This is a genomic window from Acinetobacter courvalinii (assembly GCF_014635545.1).
Classification (GTDB): domain Bacteria; phylum Pseudomonadota; class Gammaproteobacteria; order Pseudomonadales; family Moraxellaceae; genus Acinetobacter; species Acinetobacter courvalinii.
Genome location: NZ_BMDA01000001.1, coordinates 1,202,035 through 1,218,215 on the forward strand (window position 1 = coordinate 1,202,035; position 16,181 = coordinate 1,218,215).

Sequence of the window (16,181 nt, forward strand, 5' to 3'; positions counted from 1 at the left end):
CTGAAGATTTCTTCTAAAATAGATTTGTGTAACAAAGCCAATTTATTACAAATAATGAAAATCTAAAGCTTATTTTTTGTTTTCTATTCAAGTTGATTTTTGAGCTTCATATGTTTGAATAGATTGCTTCAGTTCTAAAATTGGAAGGTACAGCTGATCCTTAAAGCCTATTTTTTTCATGAATGCCCTGCAATCAGAATTAGGACATTCTATTTCTAAAAACTCATAACCAAATTTTTCACCAAATAAGCATAAATATTTAAGAAAGGCTGTTCCATGTCCTTTATTTCTATGATGAAATGATAGTCGGGCAACAATAATATATTTGCTGTTAGCCTTCTTATAACCATGCTCTCCAAATCGAATATAAAATTCATTAGGTTTTCCAATTGATGACCTCCCTGCAAAAAAACTTGTGAAACATTTAGTTTTTCCGTCCAACTCCCTTATAGTAAAATGAGTTTTTTTCTTTGAGTATTTAAGCCTATCAACAAGGAAGCTTTCCAGAGTTTCTGAAATAGCATTCCGTTCAGTATCATCATTCACAATATTATTATTCATAATACAATAAGTCCTTTCTTTATATCTTGTTTATGATACTGATGTCTTCTTCTAGAATTATGCTTCCAGCTCTTTGCAACTTTATAGACATAAACAGGTAAGGCGGTACCTCGTACAACCACGCACTGCATCAGCAACAATGTCGTACTGCTGATCAGTAATTGTTTAAATCGAAATTTCATTTTAATGATCCTTGCATCTTCTACGGGCTTTTGCTGCCCGCAAGAAGTGCTCGTGTAAAATATTTATTGATTTTTTAATCGCTTCACATCGATTATTGATAATGTTCAGCTGAAAGCAGCTGACGGATTTCACTGGCCATTTGTGGACTACGCCAAGGAAATAGTACTTTTAGACTGTAATTTGATTTGAATGGATCTCGTGTGCCGATATTGACTTGAAACTCTCGTTTCATCGGTGTCCGATGCTCTTGCTGATTAACATGAATTCCCATCATCGGATTACTGATCACAGTGGTCGTAGTTCTGAAGCGATCTTCAACCAAGTTGTAATGTCCTACAGAGGTAATGTAGTCAAAAGAATATTTGACTAGGCGTTGATCCGGCTGATCAAACAGGATGATGGTTTTGTCCTGACTATTAATCCAGACACCACGATTTTGATAGTTAAAAGTTTCCCCTTGGCGTTTCAGTTGCTCGGTCATCCCATCAAAATATGTATTTCCATATTGATAGAGATAGTAAATGATCACAAACCAAAACAGGTCAAAGCCAAAGAAGATATAAGCGAAAGCACCAAAAGAAAAGATTTTGGCAACAATCAGAAAGATCACAATTGGCAAAACTACACATTTTAAAAATAGTTTGGATTTCTGTGGACGGTTTTCGATTGGAATGATTTTAGGTTTCGTTAATTCAGTCATGGTTGTTTCCCGCATATTCAATGCAATTCACAATCACCAGCAGATATAAAAAGTTCTATTTTTTATAGGCGTGACTTAGCCATCCACCGTTGGATTGTTCTTGTAAAAATGATGTTTTAATAGAGACGAATAATAAGATTAGCCGTCAAGCCCTCGTTGAAAATTACAACAAGGTTGAACATGGGGTGAGCCAAAAATCAGAAAAGATAGATACAACATGTGAAGCTCCTTGAATCTTAAGAAGTTCTGCCATATCACTGTCAAATAATGGTGGCAGAACAAAAGAGGGTTGACAGACTGGGATCCAAGGAACCAGCACACCCGAAGGTGTCCCCCTTCTGTCCTACCATAAAGATAAAAGGGGGACGAGAAGGTCCACAAAAAATAGGCGAGCTATTTTCTGTGCTGGATCAACGGTCTGTCAAAACCGACTGGCAATGTAGGCCAGCGAGCCCATATTAATTTCATCTAACGTTTTAGTCAATTTTACCTGCACTAAAATCTAGACAATTAGTTACGGCCTTGTATTATCTCAAACATAGTTATGCCCTTCAAAAAACATTTCAATAACTGTCAGAAGAGTTAACTGAGCAAAATTCTTTTCTTGATCTAGATATTCTAGATTTTCGCGACTAACGCTAGTTGGAGAAGGAATCACAAGTAGATTCCAAAAACATGGGGAAGTTAAAGCATTGGAAGATTTAAAAGGACAATTTCCTGATATCCAGTTTCAAATTGAACAAGTTAAAGCAATAAAAAGCAGAGAAATTAGTAACTTTCAAGTAAAAGTGAATGCTATGAAGTCGTTGATAGTTTTTTAGAACACGATAATTAACTAAAGATCCAATTTTTTGATTAATATTTACTCAATCATATTTTCTCTTAACTAAGTTTGAACTTTAGGATATACAATAGATAAAATACTTATGAAATCTATAAGCTTATGTCAAAAGATAATATTAAAAGTACTGCGATTACATATAAAGGCTATGATTATCAAACTTTATTCGGCATAAGTATTCTTGCTGACTGGTTGAATTTCCCAGACAAATACCAGAAGGTTTTATTTGAAGCGACTGATGATACTGACGATACCCCGCAGGCATTAGATGACGTAATTTGTGTCAGAAAAGATAATAAATATGACTACTATCAAGTCAAATATTCACCTTCTCCAGAAAAAGAAGAAAACGAATTTTCTTGGGATTGGATTCTTAAAAAGTCAGGAAAGACGGAACGTTCAAAAAGTATTTTAAGAAAAATATATGATGCCTACAAACGGATACCATTAGATCAAATAAATTCAATCAATTTAGTAACAAACAAGCGTCTTGCACGAGACGTAGAGCCTTGTTTTCAAGAAACTCCCTATCTTCAATTTGAATTAATACCTAAAAATATTCAGGACGAGATCATAACGCAGTTAGGTAGTAAAGGTGAAGCTAAAACTTTTATTGAGAATTTAAAAGTTGCTTATGATGATCCCATATATTTAGTACTCGAAAATCAGGTACAAGATTCTCTAATGAAAGTTAGTGATGAAATAGGATGTTTACGCCTCTTATATGAGGCTAAGAAATGGGCAACAATTCAAAATTATCCAGCACCCCAAGGTTGGATTACTTTAGAGATATTACGTTCAATTATCTATACAAAAAGACCTGAACCTATACCTCAGAGTTTTTATATTTCAGATGATTATGTGTTGCCAGATCAAAGTTTTCATGAAAATTTTGTTAGTGAAATAATTGGTGAAGCAAAAACGAATATACATGTTCTAACTGGTAGCCCGGGCTTAGGTAAAAGTACATATCTGAGTTATCTTTGTAATGAATTAGAAGATAAGAAAATTCCCTATATCAGACATCATTATTTTATTTCTACCCGTGATAGAACACAGGATAGACTTTCTTTAAGAGTTATTTCTGAATCCCTTTACACACAAATCAGACAATTTCATCATAAAATTAATATTTCATCTCATGAACAACCTGAACATTTAACTAATATTCTTGAGAGATGTGGAAGTCACTATAAAAAAATTGGAAAACCTTTTATACTTATTATTGATGGTTTGGATCATGTTTGGCGAGATAATAATAGAAACATCAACCCATTAGATGAACTTTTTAAAACACTATTGCCATTACCAGATAATCTTAAAATTATTGTTGGTACGCAACCTGTAGATGATGAATATCTACCAAAAAAACTTTTAACTCTATGTCCTAAGAAAAACTGGACTTACCTTCCCCCTATGTCTGGGAATGCCATTTTAGCTTATGTAACTAAAAGAATAAAAGATGGAGCATTAATAACCAATGATTCTAGAAATAAAGATGAAATCATAGCTAAAGCTTCTTCAGCACTATTAAATTCTACACATGGTTATCCGTTACAACTGATCTATACTTGTGAATATCTAAGAACTAACCTACTTCCTATTAATGAATGGCAAATCAATAAGCTTCCTATGCATAGTGGTGGGAATATCGAAGAGTATTATCTATCGATTTGGCATACGCTAAATCATAAGCAAAAAAATATACTACATCTTATTGTGAATTTTAATTTTTTCTGGCCGAGAACTACTTTTAATAAAATTTTTTCTGATTCATTGTTAGATATAAATTCAGTCATTTTTTTACTACATGAATCTTTATCTGGTTTAAGGCCATTTCATGAAAGCTTGAGTGTTTTTGTCAAAAGTAGAGATAACCATGATGAAATCATTGAATCATTATTGTTACCTCTATGCAGTTGGCTTGAGTATGATGCACCTGAGTCATTAAAACAGAGATGGTTATGGCATTGCCATGCTTTACTTGGTAATACTAATCCTTTAAGAAGTGGCCTAACACGTGATTGGATTATCAAGCGATTAGTAGAGGGTTATGATCCCCAAATTTTTATCGACTTACTAACACAAGCTGAAACGGTTGCTTTTAAAGAACGACAGTATGCTGAGGCATACAAACATAGATCGATAAAAACACGTTTATTAAACGGTCCTCAATATCAACTAACTGATTTTAACCAGTTAAAAATTATTTTTCTAACAACTGCTCCTCAATCTGCAATCAATGAGTTAATTTCTTTACATCATCAGCTTTCAGTGGCTGGTTTGGCAATTTTATCTATAGCCTTATGGTATAGAAATGAAAAGCCTCAAGCTTTATCAACTGCAAATCTATGTTTTAAAAGATTCCTTAGTGAGGAGCGATTATATAATGGTCATGAACATGATGAAATTTATAATCAAAATATTCGTCTCACACTTGCTGCTAAAATTTTATGTGATGAAGTTTATATAAATAGCCTCATTCAAAAAGATAAAATTAAAAAATGGGATGAGGAATGGATAACCCTCTTATGTCAGACTAATTGTTTGAGTAATAACTTTGAACAATTGATAGATGTTTTTAATGTAGTAGAGAATGAAGACATCCAGAAGATGTTAGCAGAGCAAATAATAATTCTAGGTTCTATTGAAGAAGTTGAACTTGGATGTTTAGAAAATGAAGAGTTGTTTGAGGCATCTTCTCTAGGAAAAGTTGTTAAAATTTTAGAAAATAATTTATTCAAGCAAAGTTATTTAATTGGCGAAGATGAAGATGAAGATGAAGATGAAGATGAAGATGAAGATGAAGATGAAGATGAAGATGAAGATGAAGATGAAGATGAAGATGAAGATGAAGATGAAGATGAAGATGAAGATGAAGATGAAGATGAAGATGAAGAACACTATCTAATATTTAAAAGTGATCAACTAGTCTTTAATTATAAAGATTACTTTTTTGAGAACTTCTTCCAACACTTAGCATCTCAAGGAAGTTTCTGCCATCTTTCTATATTAAGTTATAGTAATTCTGTAAAAGCCCCTCTATATAACTTATTAGTTGAAATGGGTGATCATATCGTAAAAATTATTGAATATAATCAAGAAATTAAATTTATAGAAATATATTCATTATTAAATAGCTCAGATCTTCCTATTCATGAAAACTATAAAGATGAAGGAGAGTTAAACAGATTTAAAAACAATTGGTTTGAGATTTGCTTAACTCTAAATTTAATCATTAATAAAAAAAGTATTAGCCTATCTAATTTTAAAGATGTAGAAGAAAAAGAATATTTTAATATTTATTGGTTTATTGAGTGGTATGCCGAGCAAAATATTAAGTATTTCGATAATGAGACTATCGAATACTTATTTGAAATTATAAATAAAAAATTTGCTCACGAGATTCAGGAGACTAATGAAAGATGCGATTATTTTTCAAATTTAGCAAAAATCGCATTACTTCATCAGAAACCAGAATATATCAAGCGATATTCTTATCAATGTTGGGATCTCATCTTAGGTTATGGTTGGCGTAAAGATGTGGGTATTTTTGAAGTAATTGATTCAATTGAGTATCTATCTCAAAATAATCCAAGAGATGCTCTTTTCTACTTACAGAAAATCTCTTCAGAAGTAACACAAATTTTGGAATATACTGATGGTAAAGAGACTAGACATGCTCTACCTCAATATACAAAACTTTTATCCAGCCTTAATTTATCGTGTTTGACTTCTAAATTTGAATGGGAAGTACGAAATGGTGATTGGCATAATGCAGAAGATTCTTTTCATCAAATACTAAGTAATTTACCAAACTTATCTTCCTGCATTTGGGAGTCAGTGTGCCGAACTGGACTTTCACAAGATGATCTATATGCATTACAAAATAATTCAAATGTAGACCGTGCGAAAGAGTTAATTAATACCGCATTAGATCACAATGGAATGGAAAATCTTCCTAAATATATTAAGAAGACTGAAAATTCATCTACAAATGAAATTCCCAATACTATTAGTTATGAGGACTTTCCTTTAGAAAAATTTCCTGATTTTTTGACATGGATTAAGTCAGATTATAAAAACAGAGACCATTTACTACTATGGATGGAATATTGGAAACCCAAAGTAAAAAAATCTGACTTCATTAAATATGTTTGGAATTATATCAAAGATAATGATCTACAAAACAAAGATGAAAATTTACTACTTGACCCTATCTATGAAATTGCGAAATCTACTAGGGGGAAAAATTTTGCGTTTGACGTTCTTGTTAAAGCCCAATCAAATAAAGGGGGGTGGTTTAATCATTGGTTTGAGTCTACTGAACATACTTTCAAACGTTTAGATATTGTTGCTAAAGAATATAAAGAAAAAGCAGATGATTTCATCCAACTATCTACTCAGAATAACACGGTCTTAAATACAGGACTTGTGATTCCATCGTCCCGATTAGTTTATCTGCTAATACAACTTGATCGTATAGAAGAAGCAAAATCATTTATTGAAGTAATGATTGAGGTTCTAAAAGAAGAAACTCGGAATTTGAATTTGCAGATACCACGTTGGAATTGGAACGAGAATTTAGATGAACATGAAATAGCTATAGCTTTACTTGTTACTAGGTTACAGTGGCCGTTCACGAGTATTAAGCAATGGACTGCAAGTGAACTGTCTACTTTGTTAACTGTAAATGACACTCAAAAAATTGTCGAAGCTAAATTATTAGAAAGTTTGAAGTCTAAGAAATTAGAATCTGAAGTTGTTGAAATTTTGTGTGTATTTTGGATGGCTTGTCAGAAAGGCTATCATCCAACTATTGTTCTCGGAGAATATGTCTTTTCTAGATCTTGTTTATCTGATCAATTATTGAATGCTATAGACTCTAAAAACTGCAACTACGGTTATTACCAAGGAAACTTTGATATTGATTCGGGCTTGATTGAAAGAGAATCTAATTTCAGAAAAAACCTTGGATCTGAATTTCCACTTATGTATTTAAGTACTTGTGAAGATCTCGAAGAAAAATATTTTATTCCCTTGACTGAAGATTTTCAGCATGAATGGAACAAAACATTTATTCATGAGCCTAGGCTTCATGACACATATCAATATTTTTTAGAAAGAGATAACACTGGTCAGTTTTACACATTAAATAGCCATAGAGCCAGATCTGCATATTTAAGAGTATTTGAGGTTGCTAAACGTCGTTATGGAATGCCCAATGACTATACTAATTTCTATTCAATAAAAGCTTTGCCACTTGAAACATCATATTTAAGTTTCTTACCATTTAGAGTACCGTGGTTTACAAAGTGGAATTCACAAGACGAATACAGTATTGAATCTCTTAAAGATTATCTTAGAAATTTAATTCAAGTTTGCAATACAAGCAATAAAGGTCAAGTTCTGGGAGCTTTATCCTTCCCAATAGAAATTAGTCCTAATTTGCACTTAGATATCACTTGCACAATAATGAATGATAAAAATGAGGCAACTGAAAGATCTCAAATAGTTTCTATTGGCCTGGAATTAGAAAGAAATTTAGAATTCAGATATCTTAAATCTAAGACTACAACTTCTGATAATTTTTCTTTTATTGGAACAGCTTTCCCTTATCATAGATATGGTCATTGGTTTGTTGAACAGGATTCAAGAGGTATATACATCCCTATCATCCCTGACACTGAAATGAAAATTATAGGTCAGTCAGATGATAATCTTATTAAATATCTCTTAAATGATATGGAGTTTGGAGTATCAGGTTATTGGAATGATGAATGGAAAAGGTCATATCCTTCAAAAATGAAACCCAAATGTGTGACTTACACATTGCTTTCTCCACAATATTTTCAATATATAGGAAATACTGAAACTGAATTTAAATATGTATGTAAGGTAAGTATTGCTTCAAAAGAACGGAAGTATAGTGACTTTCAATTTGAAGAATTAACGATTGTAATTTAATTATTTGATGGAAAGTAGGTTTAATATGAAATCACATACCATATTTGCTGAATATATTTACGGAATTAGCTGAACAACAGTCCAAATAGTTACTTAAACTCCAAAGGCTTGGGTGAATCTATTTTGAGTTCCTATTGTTTTTAGGGGGGATTACCGTTTTATTTAACGTAAAGGAATGAGGTTTGAATGGCGACCTTAAAATTCTCTTTCGTGAAGTTTAACTCTTTGATAGTAAAGAGCTAGAGCAATTGAAAGACATGCTACACATGATGATTGTTCACAACAAAAGCAAAGAATTGATGAAGTAGTTTTTGATAAAAGTCTTAAATTTGAGACAAGAGTCCACCATTAGATAGCGTGGACTCTTTTTATTATTAAGAAAACAGTTTGGCTCTCATATCAAATTCTAAATTATGGCTACCAAATTTTGTTGGAAATGTATTTTTCTTTTGAGTTAGTAAATCATAATAATCTAACACTTCCGTTAGAATTTGAGGTAAATCATATTTGTCACCTTTAAATAATGACCAAACGCCCTCAAACTCATGTCCAATATGAGCTACATATTGATTTCGAACATCTTTGTTAAGTTTTTCTAAGTGATTTGAATATAAATTTTGAGCACTTTCTTCAATTTTATTACGTAGCTCAATGTCTGTAATAGTTTCTAGAACAGCTTCTTTCAATTGTGGAAATGAACAAACACGCTCATCACGATCTGCTAAATTTGCTAATCTTAAATAAATGTGATCAAGCTGGGTGTTGATAAGAGTTTTTTGTAAAACCCCATCTTCGTAGCTTCGTTGCCCAAAATTTTCAGCAAAGTCCTGTAGCTTAGTGTAATAAGCATAAACACAAAGTAATGTGTTATTTAAATATGCGTGCATGTAATTTGAACGTTGTTCTAAGGTTAATTGCATTTCAAAGCTCAAGTCATTCTGAAGTCGCATAACTTCATTTTATGTTAAATAGAATATCTAAGACTGTAGCCTACACAACACTGTTGGTGCTACAGCTTAGTACCAGACTAGAGTCCATTAGATAACGTGGACTCTTTTTTTACTCAACAACAAGTTGCTCAGCAATAAAATATATAAACGCAAAAGCATTATCTGAATAGCGCTGTAATTCTAAAGTGATTTTGTCTAAATCCTTACCTTCCTTATCATGAAAGTAAGGAAATTCAGACAGTTTACTATCAACCATATTCAAGTGTTTTAATTTATTATTTAATACACGAAGTTCATTTATATTTTGATAAATTGGTAAGTTCTCATCTGTATTTATCCCTAGAGAGCTTAACAAGGGTATAGTTTCATTCCAACTATATGGAATTTTAAAAACTGTTCCTGTTTTTTCTTTATATACATTTAATAGTTTAGCTATATTTTGTTCAACTAAAACCCATAATCCAATTACAAAGTGTTGATCTGTAAAAGACTTCACGCTATTTAAGAAATGTTCACGTGAAACAAATTCATCCAATTGTTTATAGTAAGTATAATTAAAGCCCTCAATATCTTCTTGAGATGGATTTTCACCCATATCTTTTTTTATACTATCTGCTGTTTCATGTAATTTCTTAATTTTTTTATCAAATAGTTCAAACTCTTTAGATAAGTGAAGATATGAAGCAACATGAGCGGAGCATAATTCTTCATGTTTAAACCCAAAAAAACCACCAACATACATATCCAAGGTCATACCTGATGAGTAGTTTTTAGGTTTTGGAGGAAGTAAGCTATTAAGAATTTCACTTTGTCTAAAAATTGCTGGAATAATTCTCTTAAGTTTCTGGTCAGTCATATTAAATTCTTAAGTCATTCTGAAGTCACATAACTTCATTTTATGTTAAATGAGATACACTTGAAAGAGGTCATTTTCTTGTAGGTTTTTAACGGTAGCATATATTAAAAAGTTTTCTTTGAATTATTAATTATTTGAAATATTTTATGCATCAGCACTGTTGTACATAGGAAGATAAGCTGTAATTTTCCATGTTAATTAAGTTTAAATTCCAACCCTCTCATTTTCCAATTAGGTCAGGTTATAATAATGACCTCCAAAATATGGTTGATCTATTATGAACACCTCCAATGACCCTTTACATGGCAAAAAACTTGCTGACATTTTGGATGAGTTATTGGATTACTACGGTGGCTTTGAGGGCTTAAGTCGTAAAATTGAAATTAGATGTTTTTGTATAAATCCAAGTGTTAAATCATCATTGCGATTTTTGCGTACCACACCATGGACACGTGAAAAAGTAGAAAACTTATATTTGTATGTCTTACGCAAAAAAGCCAAACAGAAATCGTAGTCATCAAAACCCTAGCCTCAGCATTTTAATTGTTGGTGGACTATCACCACTCTTCTAGACAAATTTAGTCTATTCTTAAGGCCTTTTTAGTAGAAAAATATTCATTCATAGCTAGGTTCATGAACCAAACATTTTATAAATTATAATTTTAATGCTCTAAGTAATTAAATTTATTGTTTATTAAACATAGATTTAATTGTGAATTAGATTCTAGGTGGACATAAATGCAGTAAATAACACCTGTTATTTAGTGTATTAATATTGATATAGACTAATTTCCTTACCGTCCTTTGTCAATTTATTTTAGATATTAGAAGCGAATTTTCTTCAAATTCACTTCTATCTATTTGTGCTTAGATATGAGTAATAAAACTGAATCTATTCATGCGTTTAATAATCAAAGCAATACCCTGACTGATGTGGGCTGAGTTGGGTTAAACTGTCTGTCTAAAGTATTTGCGGCAATGATAGTTGGAGTACTAACGTGAGTTCTAGGTTTACGATATATGATACCTTTAGAGTAATTATGCTTCTTCCTTTGGATTTTTAATCTCATCCAATTTGGCAAGCAGATCATGGAAATATTCTTCAGCGGTATCATGGGTCTCTGGCTTTAAAAAGATCTTGTGTTTCCTTAAGAACATGATGATCGCGTAGCAGCCGTAGTAATAGATATAGTGACTGTTTTCGTCCTCATTCAGATCCAACTCAATAAGCAAATTAGCTAAACGTGTATCCAAGTCTGGATGACGCTTTTGCTGAATATTGCTCTTGTATTTAACCATCAATAGCGAGGAAAAAATGGTCATGAATACGGGCAACCCACCAACCAGTTTAGCACAGTCCGTTTCAGTCGAACCATTTACCCGATTTAATGCAAACAGATCAGCTTCCTGCTCAAGTTGGATCAGCGTACTGCACTCATCATCAGACAGTTTCTCCATATCAGCCTTGGTTCTGCCCAAGAAGTAAATATCATGACCTAAAACCAAGTGTGCATATTCATGATAGAGCAGATATGCCACTGCAGACTGAAATAGCCCATTGGTTTTTTCCGCATAAAATTTTTCACGGTCATTGTGATGATAAGCAGGATTTGGCAGACTGGTATCCCACTGTGTCACCTTGTTCGACAGTGAAATGGACCAGTCAAACAATTGATTTGCCCTTACTAACAACGCATTATTGATTTTAATTTCACCATCAAAATTACCCTTTTGCATAGGGTTAATCACCCTCTCCTCATACACGACAAGCACTGAATAAATAAATGCCCATAAATGTTCAAGATGAGCTTGCTGAAGGTAAATATTGCGTTTTTCTGGATCAGCGCATGGTGGCTTTAGACCGTTTTCACAACAATAATCATAATCCAATTCAGGTATTACAAGTCCTTTCGCTACTGCTTTCTTGTGATTTTCGAGCCAATTCGGATCAATGTTCTCAAAGGTGTGAATAATATTATTCCATAGCACTTCAATTGGTGATGTTGTATCCACAATTCAGCCCTCCTGTTGTAAGTGTGTGTTGTTAAAAAGCCTGATTCTTATTCTAAGATTTGGCGCTGTTGTTAAGTCAATGAAGCTAGTACCTAGTGAGCCAAAAAAAAAGCCCTGTTACAGGGCCTTTTAATGTTGTGTTCACATAGTCTAAAAGATTATCAACATTGTTAGCTGATGCCCCCGCGCAGTCAAGAACAAATTGAAGCTAGTCGAAATGTAATTATTCAGGCGGCTAAAGACTTATTTGCATTACATGGCTACGAAGGCGTATCCATGCGTAAAATCGTGGCTCAAGCAGACTGTATGCCTGCTGCTCTACACGCTTTTTTCCAACTAAAGACAATTACTGCATCATATCTGGGAAGTTATTTTTTTAGATTTAATTAAGGAATTGGAAGCGTGCTATAAAAGTAGTCCTTAAGCATAACGTCTGGAAAAGCTTTGTTCAGGTATCCCAATCAAGCTTAAGGCAATACCTAAAATACTACAGTGTAGAACATTTTAATTTCGGCAGATCACAAGCTCTGATTTCACCACGTAACTGCGCTTCGGTAATTGCCCGCGTATAAACTTCTAACTGTGGAATTGCCTGAGAGTTCTCTACAAAATATAATGATCATCCGAATATTGTGGATGATCTTCTATCCAGAAAATCGCTCGGCAATCATTAGGTTGATTGAGCTAGAAATCGACTTGCGCTGAGTACCCGTGGGGAAATCCGACTACTCTGAAAGAACAAACCATTAAAGCGCTAATGATTGGACTACAAAAAACATTTTAAAGTTAAAAGTAGAAAAAAATTCTGATGCTTGGAGAGATTAAAATCATTCCATATTATTTTTAGGTAAATAAAAACTTTAAATACAGCTTTATGTTAGAAAATTTCTATTTTCCTACGTTATTTTTAATTAAGGAAAAGATAAAATCATCAAATAGATGAGCATTCTATTTTTTTGACAGTCACTACTTGGTTAAGAAATTTTATCAAATGAACTACTAAATCCATTATATTTATGAAATTTTATTATTAATAAAGATTAATATATCTAAATAAAATTATGATATTTATAGCTAAATTTAAAAAAGTATTTATAATTCCAGACATTAAATAAACACAAGTTAAATAAATAACACATATCAATTTGTTAATTATTTTTGATAAAAATTAAATCAGGTTTTATTAACTGTCAAATTAGTAATGCACTTTTATGTTTATTTAATTTAAATAAGTTTTCTTCGATGTCTCATTGCAAAGATTCAAGGGAAGTTTTTCTTAAGTAATTTCGAATTTAGCAACCCTATATTAAAGATTCAGTTTTTTTAGACATAAAAGCACCAAATTTGGTGCTTTTTTTAAATAAAATTCCGAAAGTGTTAATTATATTTAACCAATAGAGCGTCTACTTATAATTATATAAATTTTTATTTTCAAGGTATTCTATACCTCTCTTTATATCGGAAATTAATCTAGATAACGTATCTCGATAGCTAGAGTTAGCATCTACCAAAATGGAATCTCTTGTTTTGCTAATCAAAACACTACCTAGATAAAAATAAAGTTTATTTCCATCCTCATCAATGTATCCATTTTTAAGATCAATATCTATAACTTTACCAATCTCCCACTTCTCTTCTAATGAACATATTTCAAAGTTCCCATAAACTTTTTTAAATTTTAAATTTTCTTTAAGTTCATCAAAGCTTATTGTAGCTATATCTTTTAAAAAACCATCTTTCAAAAAAACATTTTTATAATTTTTAATTTCAAAATATTCGAAAATCCTAGTTTCAACTGGATTTTTAAAAGTTTCTGATTTATATATTACATATGGTATTGTATTATGCTTAAGGCAATTATTTATATCCAAATAAATACTATATTTCACACCTGTGTTCATCTGTGGATTACAGTAAAAAGGTAAGATACACTCAGCAAAATCAGTAATTTTTTCAGGTATTTTAAAAGTGAGATCTGATTCATCAAAATCAAATGAAATTGTTTTAGGAATGTCTACACCATACTCATAAAGCGTAGATGACAATGCATCTCCTAGATAACAATACCAATAATCATGAAGACCTATTTCAGTGCTAGATAAACCCGACGCCTCTTTAATTTTTAAATTTATTTTTTCCCTATACCATTCTAAAGAAGTATCTTCTTTAATCTTTTTATCAAAACTACGATGATCTAATATAAATTTTTTATTTATACTTCGATATTGAACCTTTCTTATTTTTTCAACATTAGCTCCTATAGCCAATGTACAATAAATAAAATAATAATCTATTAAAGTAGCTGTTGCATTTAATATTGCATCACTTAAAGTCTGGCTCTCTAATTTTAAATCATTATTTATTCCAATATTAATATTTAGAAAATTATTAATGCATTTTTTTCTTAACCCCCATCGTTGCTTATCCAAAAGATTAATACTTTTAATTTTTTGTAAAATATCTTCTTTAATTTTTTTTGATAATTGTAAATTATCCATAATTCCTCCCTAATAAATAAAACCACTTTATTTATTTTACAATAAAAACTAGAAAAATAATTGGTATTATTATACCATTTGATAAGAATTTACTGATATTTTCACGCTCCACATAATTTAATTTTAATCACCTTAAGTTACTTACTTGCTACTTACTTTGCAGTTAGAATTAGTACACTTATGACTAGCACTGTCAGCAAGCATTCTCCTATTCTGTATCGTAATGTTAAACGGCTCCACGACAAGGTGAATAGCCACCAAAATTCTAGACACAAAAAACGATCTTTTGATGGACTTTTTCATAATCTAACGGAGAACGCTGAGCATTGGAACCATGTCTACGTTTTGAATTATAAAACATCTCAATATATTCAAAGATATCGGTTCTAGCCTCGGATCTGTTTGAATAAATCTTTTTCTTGATACGTTCTCGCTTTAACAACTGAAAGAAGCTTTCAGCAACAGCATTATCATGACAGTTGCCTCGTCTGCTCATACTGCTTTCAAGACTATGATGCTTGAGAAATGTCTGCCATTCTTGGCTGGTGTATTGGCTGCCTTGGTCAGAATGGATCAGCACCTTGTTCTTTGGTTTCCTTCGCCACAAAGCCATCAGTAATGCATCTAGCACCAAATCTGTTGTGATTCTCGACTTCATAGACCAGCCAACAACAAGACGTGAAAATAAGTCAATAACAACTGCTAGATATAGCGACCCTTCATGAGTACGGATATAGGTGATGTCAGTCACCCACAGCTGATTAGGATGAGTTGGGTTAAACTATCGGTCTATCGTGTTTTCGCCAATGACAACTGGAGTACCAGCGTAAGCTCTAGGTTTACGATAGCCACGTTGTGATTTAAGACCATTCGCCTTCATGAGCCGATGTACCCGATTGATCCCCCAACTTTCACCAATATCTTTCAAATCACAGTGAATCTTGCGATAGCCATAGACTCCACCAGATTCCAGCCAGAACTGTTTAATCAATCCTGAAAGCTGTTTCCGTTTACTCGCAGTTTTACTGAGTGGTTGCTTTAACCATGCGTAATAACCGCTTTGATGAACATCCAGAGTTGAACACAAACGACGGATAGGCCATATGTGCTGATTGTCCTGAATAAAGGCGTACCTCATTTGGACTGGCTTGCGAAGTACACCGCGGCCTTTTTTAGAATATCCCTTTCTTCAGTGACCCTTAGGAGTTATTTTTTTAACTTTGCTAATTCTGCACTTGGATCATTAGCTTCTGTGGTCTTGTCTTGGGTTGCTGAGGATCATAGCGTTTAATCTAAGCATACAAACTGTGTGTAGTCGTACCTAAACGTGCTGCGACATCAGCAACACTATGACCTTTCTCTGTGACCTGTTTTACTGCCTCAATTTTGAATTTTTCAGGGTATCGTTTACTGCTCATAAGCACCTCGTTAATTAGCCATTTTATCTAACTAAAAAATGTCTACAAAATTGGTAGCTATTCATATATCCGTCTAAACTGAAACCTAAATGTGCGACTTACACATTGCTTTCTCCACAATATTTTCAATATTTAGGAAATACTGAAACTGAATTTAAATATGTATGTAAGGTGAATATTGCTTCAAAAGAACG

The 16,181-nt window shown here is 32.4% G+C and carries 9 protein-coding genes and 1 pseudogene; 3 read left to right on the forward strand and 7 right to left on the reverse strand.

The features are described from left to right. Positions 1-87: 87 nt before the first annotated feature. Positions 88-561, reverse strand: coding sequence for an N-acetyltransferase (locus tag IEV39_RS05395; protein WP_005285815.1), 474 nt, complete (start codon positions 559-561; stop codon positions 88-90). Between the two features lie 274 nt (positions 562-835). Next, positions 836-1,444: a hypothetical protein gene (locus IEV39_RS05400; protein WP_005285814.1), complete on the reverse strand. Its 609-nt coding sequence runs from the start codon at positions 1,442-1,444 to the stop codon at positions 836-838. 943 nt (positions 1,445-2,387) lie between these two features. Here IEV39_RS05400 and IEV39_RS18485 point away from each other — a divergent pair. Then, entirely contained in the window at positions 2,388-8,252 is a 5,865-nt protein-coding gene (locus IEV39_RS18485) for a dsDNA nuclease domain-containing protein (RefSeq protein WP_227554502.1), read from the forward strand. Positions 8,253-8,626: 374 nt separating this feature from the next. Here the strand turns inward: IEV39_RS18485 and IEV39_RS05410 are convergent, their stop codons facing one another. Continuing rightward, a complete protein-coding gene (locus IEV39_RS05410; RefSeq protein ID WP_005285807.1) occupies positions 8,627-9,172 on the reverse strand; it encodes a hypothetical protein in 546 nt (181 codons plus the stop codon). 139 nt (positions 9,173-9,311) lie between these two features. Beyond that, the gene (locus IEV39_RS05415) at positions 9,312-10,058 is read right to left on the reverse strand and encodes a hypothetical protein (protein WP_005285804.1); all 747 of its coding nucleotides are present in this window, start codon (positions 10,056-10,058) and stop codon (positions 9,312-9,314) included. Positions 10,059-10,335: 277 nt separating this feature from the next. Here IEV39_RS05415 and IEV39_RS05420 point away from each other — a divergent pair, with 277 nt between their 5' ends. Continuing rightward, positions 10,336-10,572 carry a VF530 family protein gene (locus IEV39_RS05420; RefSeq protein WP_005285802.1) on the forward strand — a complete coding sequence of 79 codons (237 nt, stop codon included), beginning with the start codon at positions 10,336-10,338 and terminating at the stop codon, positions 10,570-10,572. Between the two features lie 524 nt (positions 10,573-11,096). Here the strand turns inward: IEV39_RS05420 and IEV39_RS05425 are convergent. Continuing rightward, entirely contained in the window at positions 11,097-12,071 is a 975-nt protein-coding gene (locus IEV39_RS05425) for a phage exclusion protein Lit family protein (RefSeq protein ID WP_005285801.1), read from the reverse strand. A 276-nt stretch (positions 12,072-12,347) separates the two neighbouring features. On the opposite strand from IEV39_RS05425, the gene IEV39_RS18600 reads away from it, so the two are divergent. Then, positions 12,348-12,461, forward strand: a complete 114-nt coding sequence (locus IEV39_RS18600; protein WP_264821945.1) for a hypothetical protein — start codon at positions 12,348-12,350, stop codon at positions 12,459-12,461. Between the two features lie 1,013 nt (positions 12,462-13,474). On the opposite strand, the gene IEV39_RS05435 is transcribed toward IEV39_RS18600, so the two are convergent. Together IEV39_RS05435 and IEV39_RS05440 are read right to left on the reverse strand one after the other, a co-directional pair. Beyond that, on the reverse strand, positions 13,475-14,569 hold the full coding sequence (locus IEV39_RS05435; RefSeq protein ID WP_005285796.1) for a hypothetical protein: 1,095 nt from the start codon (positions 14,567-14,569) through the stop codon (positions 13,475-13,477). 265 nt (positions 14,570-14,834) lie between these two features. Then, positions 14,835-15,987, reverse strand: a pseudogene (locus tag IEV39_RS05440) (IS3 family transposase). Positions 15,988-16,181 lie beyond the last annotated feature (194 nt).